Source organism: Comamonas sp. BIGb0124, assembly GCF_003752175.1.
GTDB lineage: Bacteria > Pseudomonadota > Gammaproteobacteria > Burkholderiales > Burkholderiaceae_C > Comamonas_F.
In genome coordinates, this window is record NZ_RJVF01000013.1 from 16,479 (window position 1) to 29,751 (window position 13,273).

Below are 13,273 nucleotides of genomic sequence, written 5' to 3' on the forward strand. Positions count from 1 at the left end.
GCGCGGAAGGTTGGGCGATCGATGAGATGAACTCGAGCCGCCGGGGTCGTCTCAGCCATGCTCGACCTCGCCCAGGAACGCTTCGTAGAAGTCGCGCAGCCTCTGCTGCCGCAGCGCGGCCCGGCGTGTACCCTCGGCCGTCTGGAAGCCATCGGCCAGGCGCAGCAGCTTGGCCTGGAAGTGGTCGATGGTGTAGCGTGTGTCATCCAGCGGGCGCTGCTGTGCACGCGGATCTGCGTCATCGTAAAGCGCCCGGCCCAGCCGGCCGCCCACGTAGAAGCAGCGCGCCGCACCGATGAGGCCGATGGCATCGAGCCGGTCGGCATCCTGGAGGATACGCGCCTCCACGCTGCGCGGAGCGATGGCGGCGCTGTGACTGTGCGCCTCGATGGCATGCGCGACGACGGCGATGCGCTCCGGGTGCCACCCCAGCCCGGCGAGCACGGCGGCGGCTTTCTGTGCGGACAGCCGGGAGGCCTGCGTGCGCAAGGGCGAGTTCTTTTCGACGTTCACGCAGTCGTGCAGCAGCGTGGCGGCCAGCAGCGCCCGCAGATCGCCGCCCTCGACCGCCTGGATGCCCTGCACGCTCCGCCACACGCGGTGCAGATGAGCCTCGTCGTGGGCGCCGTCGCGGGTGCCGCTGGTCGTGTCGATCGCATGGGGCATCAACTGCGCGGCCAGTTCGGCGTGGGGATCGAAGGCACTCGGGGATGAATCGGCAATGGGGGCGTACACGGTGGTCATCGCCCGATTCTAGTTTTGCGCGGCGAGCGCGGCCGGGTTGGACGTGCATGGCATCGCCAAGAGCAGCGTCTGACCAGTGGCGCGTTAGAGCCACGCAAGAGCGCCTCCAAAAACGAAAAACGTCGGACAGACCGAGCGATGGCCTGGTGCATCTCAAACCTCAATCTGTTTTTACAGTTCTTGCGCGATCTCCGAATTCTACTTTAATGCACAATTAATCTATTAAACTGACAGCATGGACATCAACACCCGAATCGCCCAGCGTCTGCGCGAACTGCGCGATGCACGCGGCTACTCGCTCGAAGCGCTGGCAGAACGCAGTGGCGTGAGCCGCTCCGCCATCTCGCTCATCGAGCGCGGCCAGAGCAGTCCGACGGCTGTGGTGCTCGACAAGCTGGCCATCGGCCTGAGCGTGGCACTGGCCTCGTTTTTCGACGACAGCGAGGACCGCAACGCGGGCAGCCCCCCCTCACCCATGATCCGGCGATCCGGGCAGCCGGTCTGGCAAGACCCCGCCTCGGGTTACATCCGCCGGCGGCTCTCGCCACCTGCGCCCTCACCCTTGCAGATGGTCGAGGTCCTTTTTCCGCCCGGCCAGCGTGTGGCCCTGGACTCTGCCGTGCACGATGCGGCGATTCATCAGCAGGTGTGGCTGATCGAAGGCCGCATGGAACTGACCGTGGGCACCACCACCTGGTCACTGGCGGCGGGCGACTGCCTGGCCATGCAGCTCGATCAGCCGATCGTGTTCCATAACCCCGGGACACGACCCGCACGGTATCTGGTCGCACTGACCACGGTCACCCCGCCACCCGGCCGCTTCGCATCGCGCCATGACTGAACCGAGACAACCATGAACGATCCTGTCCCCGCCCCGCTCTCCACCACCATCCGGCGCCTGAATGCCGACGAGGCCGCGGCTTGCGTCGACGCGCTTGCCGATGTCTTGATCGACTGCGTGCAGGGCGGCGCTTCGGTGAGTTTCATGTGGCCTCTGTCGCGCGCCGATGCACGGGCATTCTGGCGCGGTGTAGCCGAAGGCGTCGCTCGCGAAGAGCGTATCTTGCTGATCGCAGAAGATGCGCAAGGCAACCTCGTCGGCACCGCACAATTGATTGTCGGCATGCCCGAAAACCAGCCTCATCGCGCCGACGTGGCCAAGATGCTGGTGCATCGAAAAGCCCGCCGCCAAGGTCTGGCGCAGCGCTTGCTGGCCGCGGTGGAAGACGCCGCGCGAGCCGCCGAAAAAACCGTGCTCGTGCTGGATACCGCAACCGGCAGCGATGCCGAGCGCTTGTACCAACGCGCGGGCTGGCAAAGGGTGGGCATGGTGCCGGATTACGCACTCATGCCGGACGGCGCGATGTGCGGCACGACTTTTTTCTACAAGCGCGTACGATGAAGTGGTCGTCTGGTCAGCCGGGCCCTGGCGCAATTCAACGTGATTGCGAATAGGGGATTGGATGCACGCCCGCTCCCGCCTCCTACATGAACCAGACCGAGTCCGTAAAATCGGGACATGAAGATTCTTGTCATCGGCGCATCGGGGTCAGGAACCACGACCCTCGGACAGATACTCGGCAATCGATTGGACTGCACGCATCTCGATCTGGATGACTACTACTGGATTCCGACTTCGCCACCGTATCGGCAAAAACGTGACGGGTTGGAGCGACTGCAGACATTGCAGCGCGACTTGCATGTGAACGAAGATGTCATTGCCTCCGGCAGTCTGGTCGGATGGGGACGCGACGTGGAAGACGCTTTCGACCTCATCGTGTTTCTCTTCGTTGCGACTCAGACACGGCTGGCGCGTATTCGGCGGAGAGAAACGGAGCGCTTCGGTACGGCGGACCCGGCATTCCTGACATGGGCCTCGCAATACGACGAAGGCCCGCCCGAAGGACGAAGTCTGGCCAAACACGAATCCTGGCTTGCGCAGCGCAGTTGTCCAATCCTTCGTATCGAAGGGGACACCTCAGTCCAGGCTCGTGTTCGGCGGGTGATGGACGTCATCGAGCTCGCAGCAAACCGGCCGTGCGATACATGATCCGTCCGAGCTTGGCCTCCTCCTTGCCCTGGGACGAAATACCCCGGAACGGACGGTTCAGGATCCGGCAAGAATGAGTGCGGCGCCCAGGTCCATTTATTTCACCCTGTCCTCCTCGACGACATAAGCCGTGATTTCCTCCAGAAACGTCTTTGCGTGCTGCATGGTTTCCTGGCCCGGGGCCGAAGCGAAGGCGGCGGCCAGTTTTTCGGTGTCTTCGAACCAGAGCTCGACGATGCCGTCGATCGGAAGGTCGTCGTAATCGCCGAGGACGCCTTTGACGCGTTCACGTTCGACCACGACGTTCTGGCGGTAGCCGGATACACCGGGCATCTTCTTGACGAGTTCGCCATGGAAGATCCATTCGCGTCGGAAATCCTCTTCCGACAGACCGGTCTTGCGCCGCAGGATCGAGATGCGCTTCAGCAGGCGGGCACGGACGGCAAGTTGGGGTACGGGGATCACGACCCGCTGCTCGGCCGTCACCACATGCAGATCGCCGAGAAAACGGTTTTCGTCCTGGATCAACTCCGCGGCCAGATCGCCGTTCCTGAAACCGGCCGAAGCGGCATCCGAGTCCAGCCACAGTTGCGAAAAACCGTCGAAATCCCAGGGGCCTCTGGCGAAGTCGATGCCGCGCTGCAGACGCTCGGTGACCGCATTCTGCCAATAGCATTGCAGGTTCGGCACACGCGAGGCGAGTGCTGCGTGATGGTTGCGCCAATAGGCGCGAAACTCGGCCGGGCTGGCCTCCGGTTTTTTCTTCAGCAAACCCATTCTGACCTGCATACCGTCTCCTTTTCTTTGGATGTCTTTACGTTCGATCGAGGGCACGCGCCAGTCCGGGCGCCCGCTTGGCCAGCCAGATTCCATGGCGCACCGGCCATTGCGCAAACTCGGGGTCGACGCCCAGGGTCTGGGCGGCATGGTGGGCCCAGTAGGGGTCGAGCAGGGCTTCACGTCCGATGGCGATCAGATCGGCCTGGCCGGCCCTGAGGATGCCCTCGGCCTGCTCGGCGTTCACGATCATTCCGACCGCCTGGGTGGCGATGCCGGCATCCGCACGGATACGCTCCGAGAACGGAACCTGAAAACCCAGGCCACGTGGAACGGGCAGCGCCTTGGTTTCTTCGGTCAGCCCGCCGGACGAGCAGTCGATCACATCGACACCGCAGCGCTTGAGTGCTCGGGACAGGATCACCGAGTCGTCCAGGCTCCAGCCGTCGACCGATCCATCGACGGCGGACAGCCGGCAGAAAAGCGGTTTGCCGGCAGGCCAGGCCTGTCTGACGCGGCTTGCGATTTCCAAGGCCAGGCGCATGCGCCCTTCGAGGCTGCCGCCCCACCGGTCGGTTCGGTGGTTGGAATGAGGCGACAGAAAACTGGCGACCAGATAACCATGCCCGAAATGCAGTTCGATCACATCGAAGCCGGCTTCGTCGGCGCGCCGCGTCGCGGCGACAAAACTTTCGACGATGGATGCGATGCCCGGCTCGTCGAGCACTTCGGGCTCGGACCAGGCCGGGCCCGCCCGGATGGCGCTGGGGCCCAGGCGCGCCCAGGGCTCGGCGTCCGCCCGCATGTCGGCATCGGCGATGGCCGCCCCGCCCTCCCACAGCGGCTGGCTGCCGGCCTTGCGACCGGCATGGGCCAGTTGGACACCGATGGCCGCGCCGTTCTGGTGGACGAAGTCGACGATGGCCTTCAGGGGCCCGACCTGTTCGTCCCGCCAGAGCCCCAGGTCGGCCGTGCCGATGCGGCCTCGGGAGTCCACCGCGGTGCTTTCCGTCAGGATCAGCCCGGCGCCGCCCAGGGCAAACTTGCCCAGGTGAACCATGTGCCACGGGGTCGCGAATCCGGCATTGGCGGCATGCTGGCACATGGGCGAGACGACGACGCGGTTCTTCAGCCGCAGCGAACGGAGCCGAAGGGCTTCAAAGAGCAAGGACATTCATTTCTCCCGAATGGCGTGAGGGCCTCGGCGGCTCATCCCTCGAGCGTCTTCCACATCTCGATGTCCCGCTCGGCAGTCCAGATTCGGGGGTCGGGGTATCGCGTCACCTCGTCGTAGCAACGTGTGACATCGAAAGGCATGCAGTGGTCGAAGATCACCCATTGGCCGTACTTCGGGCGCAGTGCTTCGATGGTGTCGCGATAGACGCGGTTGAGATCGTGTCCCGCCCCGACACCCCGCTCGACGCTCGCGTACACGTCCGAGATGAAATCGCGGGTCTCGGCCAGGCCTCGGGCGACCGACTCGGGCGTGGTCAATGCCGCACCCCGGCCCGGCACCAGCGCCGCAGGTTTCAGGGCCGCCAGGTTGTCGAGTGTCTTGGGCCAGTCCTTGAAGTACGCGTCGCCGGCATAGGGCGTGGCGCCGAACTCGACCAGATCGCCGCTCAGCAGCGCACGCTCTTGCGGCAGCCAGACCACCGTGTCGCCCTTGGTATGGCCGCGGCCCAACTGCAGCAACTGCACTTCGACCTGGCCCAGCCAGAGCGTCATCTTGCCGGTGAACGTCATGGTGGGCCAGGTGAGGCCGTCCGGCACCGTCTCGACGTTTCGGAACAAGCGGGGGAAACGCCCGATCTCGCTGGCCTTGTCGAACTCGCCACGCTCGACGATGAGGTCGTAGGTGTCCTGGCTGGCCAGGATCTGCTCGGGCTGGAACGCGCTGGCGCCCAGGACACGCACGGCGTGGTAATGCGTCAGCACCACGTACTTGATGGGCTTGTCGGTAACCTCGCGGATGCGACGGATGACGTCGGCAGCCATCGCGGGCGTGGCCTGGGTGTCGGCGACCAGCACGGCATCGTCGCCGATGATCACGCCGGTGTTCGGGTCGCCTTCGGCCGTGTAGGCCCAGGCATGTTCGGAGATCTGGCTGAACGTGACCTTCTTTTCTTCGAGATCGGCCTGCGAGGCAAATTTCTTTGTTGTCGACATGTTTTTCCTTATGGGTAGATGATTCGAAGTTCAATGGCTGCCGAGGTAGGCCGCCTTGACCTTGGGGTCGTCGAGCAGTTCCTGCCCCGAGCCCTGCAAGGTGATCCGACCGGTCTCGAGCACGTAGGCGCGATCGGCGACGCCCAGTGCCTGCTTGGCCATCTGTTCGACCAGCAGGATGGTGAGTCCGTCCTGCCGCAGCTCGCGGATCGCATTGAAGATGTCGCGGATGATCAGCGGCGCCAGACCCAGCGACGGCTCGTCCAGCAACAGCAGGCGCGGGTCGCTCATCAGGGCGCGCGAGATCGCGAGCATCTGCTGCTCGCCGCCGGACAAGGTGCCCGACTGCTGATCCTGCCGTTCCCGCAGCCTCGGAAAGCGCCGGAACTCCCTGTCGATGGCCGCGTCGATCGCCGCCGTATCGCGACGGCGGGAATAGGCGCCGAGCATGAGGTTTTCACGGACCGTCTGATCGGCGAACACGCCCCGCCCCTCGGGCGACATCGCCAGTCCCATGGCGACGCGCTGGTGAGCCGGCACCGTGGTCACGTCCCGGCCATCGAGCACGATACGGCCGGCGGACGGCAGCTCCCATCCGACGACACTCTTGAGCAAGGTGCTTTTGCCTGCACCGTTCGCGCCGATGATGGTGACGACTTCGCCGGCACCGACTTCGAGGCTCACGCCCTTGACGGCTTCGATGGCCCCGTAGCTGACCTTCACGTTTTCCAGTTTCAACATCTCTAGCTCCAGGATCAGGCGGGAACGGGGGCAGGCGCAGCATCGTCGTCGACCCCCAGGTAGGCTTCCACGACACGCGGATTGCCCTGGACCTCGGCCGGCTTGCCCTCGGCGATCTTGATGCCGTAGTCCAGCACGATGACGTGGTCGGACACGGACATCACCAGATCCATGTGGTGCTCGACCATCAGGATGGTCACGCCGCATGAGCCGATCCTGACCAGCAGCCGGCCCAGCTCGGCGGTTTCCTGCGGATTCAGGCCTGCGGCCGGTTCGTCGAGCAGCAGCAGCTGCGGTTCGGTGGCCAGGGCCCGGGCCAGCTCGACCCGCCGTTGGAGTCCATACGAGAGGCTGCCGGCGGGCTGATGCGCCAGCGGCAGCAGATCGACCAGTTCGAGCAGTTGCAGTGCGCGGGTGCGGGTCGCCGCCTCTTGCGAACGGGCCCGCGGCAACGCCAGCAGCGACGCCCAGAAGCCGTTTTCCATGCGGCTGTGGCGGCCGAGCATGACGTTGTCGAGCACGGACAGATCGGCAAACAGGCGCAGGTTCTGGAACGTGCGTCCCATGCCCATCTTGCAGATCTCGTGAACCGGCTTGCCGGCCGTGTCCTTGCCCTGGAAACAGATCGTTCCCTCGCTGGGGTCGATGAGACCGGCCAGCATGTTGATCATCGTGCTCTTGCCGGCACCGTTCGGTCCGATCAGGGCGTGGATGTGACCGCGCTGAAGCCGGAACGACACGTTCTGCGCCGGCTTGACGCCGCCGAAACGTTTGGTCACGTTGTCGACCACCAGCAGATCGCCGCTGCCGCCCGAACCGATCCGCTTGGGCGGGAGACCCGAAGGCTCGGGCGCTGCGCTCGGCTTGCGCCACCACTTCGCGAACAGCCCGGCCACACCGCCCGGCATGGCGTAGAGCGCGAACAGCAGCAGAAAACCGTAGAGGAAATGCTGAGCCGAAGGCCAGCGGGCCAGCATCGCATCGATGACGGTCAGCACCACGGTGCCGATCAGCGGGCCGTAAGTCGATCCGGCACCGCCGAACAAGACCAGCAGCAGGATGAAGATCGACAGATGGAAGGTGATGAAATCGGAATTGATGTACTGGTTCTGCTGCGCCACCAGAGCGCCGGCGATGCCGCACGTCACGGCGGCGACGACAAAAGCGATCACTTTGGCGCGATACACCCGTACACCCACCGACGACGAAGCGATCTCGTCGGCCTGCAGCGACAGCAAGGCGCGCCCGAATCGCCCCTTGAGCAGATTGCGCAGCAACAGGTGGGTCACCGCACACAGCACGATGCCGAACCACACCCACTGCTGGGTGTCGAAGGGCACGTCGTTCCAGGTCAGCGGCCGGATGCCGTAGATCCCCTGCGCGCCGCCGAACACATCGGTCCATTCGCCGATCAGCTTCTCGACGACGATGCCGAACGCGAGCGTGACCATCGCCAGATAGGGGCCCTTGACGCGCAGCGAGGGCAAGGCGATCAGCACACCGCAGAACCCGGAGATCGCCGCTGCCAGCACCAGGGCCAGCCACGGACTCAGCTCGGACCGGGAGGTGATGAGCGCGACGGCGTAGGCGCCTGCCGCAAACAGCCCGGCCTGGCCCAGCGATTTCTGGCCGGCGTAACCGACCAGCACGTTCATGCCGACCGCACACAGGTAATAGACACACATCATGAAGACGATGCGCAGGTAGTAGTCGTTGCTCACCAGCGAGGTGACGCCGATGAGCACGGCAACGGCAACCGCCACGCCCAGAAGATGGTTCAATCGGCTCATACCTTCTCCACGATTCGTTTGCCGAAAAGACCGGTCGGGCGGAAGGCCAGCACCAGGATGACCAAGGCAAAGACCGCGACTTCACGCCATTGGGCCTGCCACAGGTTCACCATCGACTCCAGCACGCCCAAGGCGAATCCGCCGATGACGCAGCCTCTTGGATTGCTCAGTCCGCCGATCATGGCGCCCGAGAATCCCTTGAGCCCGACGATCAGGCCCATGTACAGAGAGGCCTGGGCGATCGGCGCCAGCAGAAATCCGGACAAGCCGGCCAGCGCCGAGCTCACGACAAAAGCGCCGATCATCATGGCGTTTGTGTTGATGCCCATCAGGCTGGCCACATGGCCATTCGCTGCGACGGCGCGCATGGCCTTGCCGACCATCGTCCGGTTCATGATCCAGTCGAAGGCGATCATCACGACCACCGCGACGCCCAGGATGAGAAGCTCCTGCGGCCGGATGCCGATACCCGCGAACCGGATCACCTCGTCGCCGATCGGCCCCGGAACCACCACCGGCTTGGGCCCCCAGATGGCCAGGCCGATGCTCTGCAGGATCACGCCGAAGCCCAGGGTGCTCATCACCCAGGCCATGCCGGGCCGGCCCGCGAAAGGCCGCACCCCGACCAGGTACAAGACCCAGCCCAGTACGCCCATGACGCCGACCGCTGCGGCCAGGGCCAGCAACTGGGACGCCGCGCCCGGAAAAGCCTCGCCGAAGGTGGTCGACGTGACGGGTAAGCCGAGCAGCAGGAGCAAGGCGCTCATGCCCACGAAAGCACCGATCGACACGAACTCTCCGTGAGAGAAATTGAGGGTCTTCGTGGTCGTGAAGGTGATGCTGAAGCCGAGCGCGACCAATGCGTAGGCTCCGCCCACCGCTAGTCCGCTGATCAACGCCTGAAGTAGCGCTTCTGCCATAACTGTGTCTCCGTTGTCGCGCGGGGAGGCGCACGCACGCGCGCCTCCCCGGCGATTGCAATCAATGACTTATTGCTTGAAATCGGCGGGCTGGAAGGACCCGATGATGGCGTCGTTGTACGGCAGCAATTTGCCGTCGCTCCACTTGATCCACACCAGATCCTTGGCCGTCAGGGCTTCGCGCGTGGTCTTGCTGAACGGCTTGTCGTAGGTCTTGAGCAAGCCCTGGACCGGTGTCGTCAGATCCTCGAGCGCGGCCCGCACCGTGGCGCCGTCGGTCGACTTGGCCTGCTTGACGGCTTCGGCATAGATCAGCACCGAGTCATAGCCATGCAGCGCGAAAGAAAACGATCCGGGGGCCTTGAGCTTCGAGCCGATGCGGTCGAACAGCTTCTGTTGCGCGGGGGTCTTGGTTTCGCTGACGGTGCGCATGAACAGGGGTTTTTCGGCCAGCGTCTTGCCTGCTGCGTCGTAGAACGTGATGTTGTCGGCGGCCCAAGAGGTCAGCACCAGCGGGTGGTAGTTGATCTTGTCCATGCTCCGGATCAACTGGGCAATCGGCGTTCCCTGCGCCCACACCACGAGGGTGTCGACATTGGCGGCCTTCATCTTGCTCAGTTGCGACGTCATGTCGGTGTCGCCCACGCCGAAGCGCTCGGTGCCCGCGGGCTTGATGCCCTGGATCTCGGCGATTTCCTGCATGTCCTTCAGACCGCCCTGGCCGTAGCCCGTGGTCTCGGCCATCAGGCCGATCACCTTGGACTGGCTCGCGTTCTTCTTGATGTACGCCATCAAGGCGGCGACCTGCTCGCGGTCGACCATCGACACGCGGAACATGTAGTTGTCGGCATTCGGGCTGGACGGCTTGGTGATGTCGGTGCCCGAACCCACGTTGCCGATCACCGGGATCTTCTTCTGATTGGCGATGTGTTTCCAGGCCATCGCATTGCCGGAGTTCGTCGGGCCGAAGACCGCGACGACGTTCTCGCGGTCGATCAGGTCGCTCATGTTCTGAATGGACCGAGGCGGTGCCGAGGTGTCGTCCCGCGTCACCAGGGTGAGCTTGCGGCCCAGCACGCCGCCGGCGGCATTGATGTCCGCGATCGCGGCCTCCATGCCGAGCACCGCAGCCTGCCCGCTCTGCGCCGAGGGCGATGCCGACAGGTCTCCGTTGTAGCCCAGCTTGATGTCCTGGGCATGGGCGGCATGGGCCACGGCCGTCAGGGCGAGGGCGGCGATCACCGAGGTATAGATGCTTTTCAGTTTCATGGTTGTCTCCTACTGAGTTGGGCTTGAGGCTCTAAAACTGCCGTTCTGTGACGGCTTGACTGTCGTTGCCGGGCTGCGGCCCTGGCGTTCACACGGCCAGGAAACCGCCGTCCACGGGCAGCGTGATGCCCGTGACGTAGCGCGCCATGTCCGAGGCCAGGAAGATCACGGGACCGACCAGATCCTCGGTTTCGCCGACCCGGCCCATGGGGATGCGGGTCATGAACGATTCGAGGCGCTTGGGGTCTTCGCGCGTCGCTGCGGTCATGGGCGTCGCGATGACGCCGGGCGCCAGCGCGTTGACGCGAACCCCGGCCGGCGCCAGCTCTTGCGCGAGGGACTGCGTCAGCATCTTGATCGCGCCTTTGCTGGGCGCGTAACCGAGACTGGCGGCCTGCCCCGCGTAAGCAGCGATCGAGGCGATGTTGATGACACAGCCCCGGGTGGCCTTCACCGCATCGAGCCACGCATGGGTCACGTTGAACGTGCCGTGGACGTTGACATCGATGGTCTTTTTCCAGTTGGCTGCCGCACGCGGGGACGAGGTGGTCTCGCGGATGATGATGCCGGCGTTGTTGACGAGCAGATCGACCTGGCCGACTTCGTCCGCCACCCGGGCGGCCAGTGCATGGCAGTCGTCGGCCTGGGTCACGTCCAGCACATACGACCAGGCCTGCCCGCCCGCTTGCCGGATGGCACTCGCCGTCTCGTCGACGGTGGACGCGTTCAGATCGGTCACGATCACCCGGGCACCCGCCTGAGCGAGACCGAGGGCGATGGTGCGGCCGTTGCCCTGCCCTGCGCCGGTGATCAGCGCCAGGCGGCCTTCCAGCAAACGGGGTGCGAGCGTATCGGGAAAATTCATGTCTTGTGTCTCCTGTCGTTGTCGAGCGGGGGGCGAGCGATGACTCAAGCCACCTCGAGTGTCTTTTCGCGCGATGGCACGACGCGCAGCGCATCGGCATCGTGTTCGCCGGCCTGGCGTCGGGCGGCGGCGATGTGCATGCCCGCCACATAACCGAAAGTCAGCGCGGGTCCGAGCGTGATGCCGGCGCCCGGATAGTTGCCGCCCATGACGCTGGCCGCGTCGTTGCCCACGGCATACAGGCCGGCGATCGGCTGCCGGTCGTCGTCGAGGACCTGCGCATGCTCGTTCGTGACCAGGCCGGCAAAGGTGCCGATATCGCCCACCACCAGCTTGATCGCATAGAACGGCCCTTGTTCGAGCGGGGCCAGGCAGGGGTTGGGCGTCACCAGCGCATCGCCCTGATAACGGTTGTAGGCCTTGCTGCCTTTGCCGAAGGCGTTGTCGACGCCACGCGCCGCGTCTGCGTTGAAGGCCTCGACCGTGCGCTCCAGCGTGGCAGCCGGTACGTCGATCTCGCGGGCCAGTTCGGCCCAGGTCGCGCCGCGCTTGAGATAACCCGAGCGCAGGTGGCGGCCGATGGGCAGAGGGGCCGGCGCCACGCAGCCCAGACCGTAGTTCCGCAAGACCTTGTGGTCGCACAGCAGCCAGGCCGTCACCTCGCCCTGGCCCTCGCAGGCCTTGACCATGTCCTGCACGAAGTCGTGGTACGAATTGCCCTCGTTGGTGAAGCGTTTGCCCTGCGTGGTGACGGCGATGACACCCGGCTTGGCGCGGTCGATGAAGTGGGGCATCACGCCCGGGCTGCCGTCCTTGCGGCGGGTCACCGACGTGGGGACCCAGGCCGCTGCATGCGGGATCGTGCCGTCCACATGGCCGCCCACCGCTTCTGCCAGACGCAGCCCGTCGCCGGTATTGGTCGAAGGCGACGGCGAGTAATGTTCATGGCCCGTAGGGGCGTGCGGAAAGAGCTGCTTGCGCCGTGCCACGTCGTAAGGGAAACCGCCGCAGGCCAGCACCACCGCCTGCGAGGCCAGCACCCGCAGGGTCTTGCCCTCATGCTGAACGACGGCCCCGGTGACGCGATCCTGTTCGACGATCAACTGGCGCACCGGAGACGACAGCCAGACCGGCACGTCCAGATCCATGCCGGCCTTCGCCAGCCGTCCGGCCAGCGCATTGCCGTTGGTCAGCGTCATGCCCCGGCCGAACCGGAGCACATCCAGGAAGTGGCGGCTCAACCGTTTGGTGACATACACGAACGAGGTGAACGACTTGAACGTCCGCATGAAGTGTTTGATCTCGGGACCCGAGCCCAGCATCATTCCAAACACGGTGAGTTCGGGCAGCGGCGGCGCGAGCTGCTTGACGCGAGCGCCCAGTTCCCGCCCATCGAAGGGACGCGTCACCATCGAGCGCCCGCCGGGCTGACCGCCAGGGGCTTCGGCGTGGTAGTCGGGGAACACCGCCGGCATGTCGAACTGCACACAGGTGTTGCGGGTGAAGAACTCGATCGCCTCGGGGCCGTGCTTCAGGAAAGCGTCGACCCGCTTTTCGTCGTAGTGCGTCGTGGCCTCGTGGCGCATATAGGCCGTTGCCGCGCCGGCAGGCTCTTCGATGCCCTGCTCGGTCGCCAGGCGGGTGCCTGGAATCCACAGCCAGCCGCCGGACCGTGCGGTCGTGCCGCCGTACAGAGCCTCTTTCTCGACAACCAGGACTTTCAGTCCCTGAGCCTTGGCAGTGACCGCTGCCGCCATCCCGGATGCACCGGTGCCGACGATCAGCACATCCACATTGACCACGTCTTGCTCCATCTGAACTCTCCTAACAGGTGTTGGACGAATTATAGAAATCGTTTGATCATTGTCAACGCGTCAAACACTATCAGATGATACGATTAGCTCTAGTGCATTCGATATTTTCGGGTAAACCCTTATGGATATACTGC

General features: G+C 64.7%; 13 protein-coding genes. 3 read left to right on the forward strand and 10 right to left on the reverse strand.

Going from position 1 to position 13,273, the window contains the following annotated elements:
- Positions 1–51 precede the first annotated feature (51 nt).
- Complete coding sequence (locus EC845_RS16470) at positions 52–744, reverse strand: HD domain-containing protein (RefSeq protein ID WP_123299233.1); 693 nt, start codon at positions 742–744, stop codon at positions 52–54.
- Between the two features lie 235 nt (positions 745–979).
- Here EC845_RS16470 and EC845_RS16475 point away from each other — a divergent pair, with 235 nt between their 5' ends.
- The 3 genes from EC845_RS16475 (at position 980) to EC845_RS16485 (ending at position 2,794) form a co-directional block, all read left to right on the forward strand.
- Complete coding sequence (locus EC845_RS16475) at positions 980–1,585, forward strand: helix-turn-helix domain-containing protein (RefSeq protein WP_123299234.1); 606 nt, start codon at positions 980–982, stop codon at positions 1,583–1,585.
- A 12-nt stretch (positions 1,586–1,597) separates the two neighbouring features.
- A complete protein-coding gene (locus EC845_RS16480) occupies positions 1,598–2,146 on the forward strand; it encodes a GNAT family N-acetyltransferase (RefSeq protein ID WP_123299235.1) in 549 nt (182 codons plus the stop codon).
- A 117-nt stretch (positions 2,147–2,263) separates the two neighbouring features.
- A complete protein-coding gene (locus EC845_RS16485) occupies positions 2,264–2,794 on the forward strand; it encodes an AAA family ATPase (protein WP_123299236.1) in 531 nt (176 codons plus the stop codon).
- 96 nt (positions 2,795–2,890) lie between these two features.
- On the opposite strand, the gene EC845_RS16490 is transcribed toward EC845_RS16485, so the two are convergent.
- The 9 genes from EC845_RS16490 to EC845_RS16530 all read right to left on the reverse strand — a co-directional run bounded on the left by EC845_RS16490 (position 2,891) and on the right by EC845_RS16530 (position 13,139).
- Positions 2,891–3,628, reverse strand: coding sequence for an EthD domain-containing protein (locus EC845_RS16490; protein WP_233598120.1), 738 nt, complete (start codon positions 3,626–3,628; stop codon positions 2,891–2,893).
- Positions 3,609–4,745 (reverse strand): NADH:flavin oxidoreductase/NADH oxidase, encoded by a 1,137-nt coding sequence (locus EC845_RS16495; RefSeq protein WP_123299238.1) that lies wholly within the window; start codon positions 4,743–4,745, stop codon positions 3,609–3,611. The genes EC845_RS16490 and EC845_RS16495 overlap by 20 nt, the downstream gene beginning before the upstream one ends.
- Positions 4,746–4,780: 35 nt before the next feature.
- A complete protein-coding gene (locus EC845_RS16500) occupies positions 4,781–5,740 on the reverse strand; it encodes an MBL fold metallo-hydrolase (protein ID WP_123299239.1) in 960 nt (319 codons plus the stop codon).
- 30 nt (positions 5,741–5,770) lie between these two features.
- On the reverse strand, positions 5,771–6,481 hold the full coding sequence (locus EC845_RS16505; RefSeq protein ID WP_199739828.1) for an ABC transporter ATP-binding protein: 711 nt from the start codon (positions 6,479–6,481) through the stop codon (positions 5,771–5,773).
- A 14-nt stretch (positions 6,482–6,495) separates the two neighbouring features.
- Positions 6,496–8,271, reverse strand: a complete 1,776-nt coding sequence (locus EC845_RS16510; RefSeq protein WP_123299240.1) for an ATP-binding cassette domain-containing protein — start codon at positions 8,269–8,271, stop codon at positions 6,496–6,498.
- Positions 8,268–9,191, reverse strand: coding sequence for a branched-chain amino acid ABC transporter permease (locus EC845_RS16515; RefSeq protein WP_123299241.1), 924 nt, complete (start codon positions 9,189–9,191; stop codon positions 8,268–8,270). Before EC845_RS16515 ends, EC845_RS16510 begins: the two co-directional genes overlap by 4 nt.
- 69 nt (positions 9,192–9,260) lie before the next feature.
- The gene (locus EC845_RS16520; RefSeq protein WP_123299242.1) at positions 9,261–10,460 is read right to left on the reverse strand and encodes an ABC transporter substrate-binding protein; all 1,200 of its coding nucleotides are present in this window, start codon (positions 10,458–10,460) and stop codon (positions 9,261–9,263) included.
- Between the two features lie 88 nt (positions 10,461–10,548).
- Positions 10,549–11,325: an SDR family NAD(P)-dependent oxidoreductase gene (locus tag EC845_RS16525; protein WP_123299243.1), complete on the reverse strand. Its 777-nt coding sequence runs from the start codon at positions 11,323–11,325 to the stop codon at positions 10,549–10,551.
- A gap of 44 nt (positions 11,326–11,369) precedes the next feature.
- Positions 11,370–13,139, reverse strand: a complete 1,770-nt coding sequence (locus EC845_RS16530) for an FAD-dependent oxidoreductase (RefSeq protein WP_123299244.1) — start codon at positions 13,137–13,139, stop codon at positions 11,370–11,372.
- Positions 13,140–13,273: the final 134 nt, after the last annotated feature.

Bases quoted from the DNA above. Each gene is read 5' to 3' on its own strand.
- EC845_RS16520 (WP_123299242.1), bottom strand. From the start codon at position 10,460: ATGAAACTGAAAAGCATCTATACCTCGGTGATCGCCGCCCTCGCCCTG.
- EC845_RS16525 (WP_123299243.1), bottom strand. From the start codon at position 11,325: ATGAATTTTCCCGATACGCTCGCACCCCGTTTGCTGGAAGGCCGCCTG.
- EC845_RS16515 (WP_123299241.1), bottom strand. From the start codon at position 9,191: ATGGCAGAAGCGCTACTTCAGGCGTTGATCAGCGGACTAGCGGTGGGC.
- EC845_RS16495 (WP_123299238.1), bottom strand. From the start codon at position 4,745: ATGTCCTTGCTCTTTGAAGCCCTTCGGCTCCGTTCGCTGCGGCTGAAG.
- EC845_RS16500 (WP_123299239.1), bottom strand. From the start codon at position 5,740: ATGTCGACAACAAAGAAATTTGCCTCGCAGGCCGATCTCGAAGAAAAG.
- EC845_RS16505 (WP_199739828.1), bottom strand. From the start codon at position 6,481: ATGTTGAAACTGGAAAACGTGAAGGTCAGCTACGGGGCCATCGAAGCC.
- EC845_RS16475 (WP_123299234.1), top strand. From the start codon at position 980: ATGGACATCAACACCCGAATCGCCCAGCGTCTGCGCGAACTGCGCGAT.
- EC845_RS16480 (WP_123299235.1), top strand. From the start codon at position 1,598: ATGAACGATCCTGTCCCCGCCCCGCTCTCCACCACCATCCGGCGCCTG.
- EC845_RS16530 (WP_123299244.1), bottom strand. From the start codon at position 13,139: ATGGAGCAAGACGTGGTCAATGTGGATGTGCTGATCGTCGGCACCGGT.
- EC845_RS16470 (WP_123299233.1), bottom strand. From the start codon at position 744: ATGACCACCGTGTACGCCCCCATTGCCGATTCATCCCCGAGTGCCTTC.
- EC845_RS16510 (WP_123299240.1), bottom strand. From the start codon at position 8,271: ATGAGCCGATTGAACCATCTTCTGGGCGTGGCGGTTGCCGTTGCCGTG.
- EC845_RS16485 (WP_123299236.1), top strand. From the start codon at position 2,264: ATGAAGATTCTTGTCATCGGCGCATCGGGGTCAGGAACCACGACCCTC.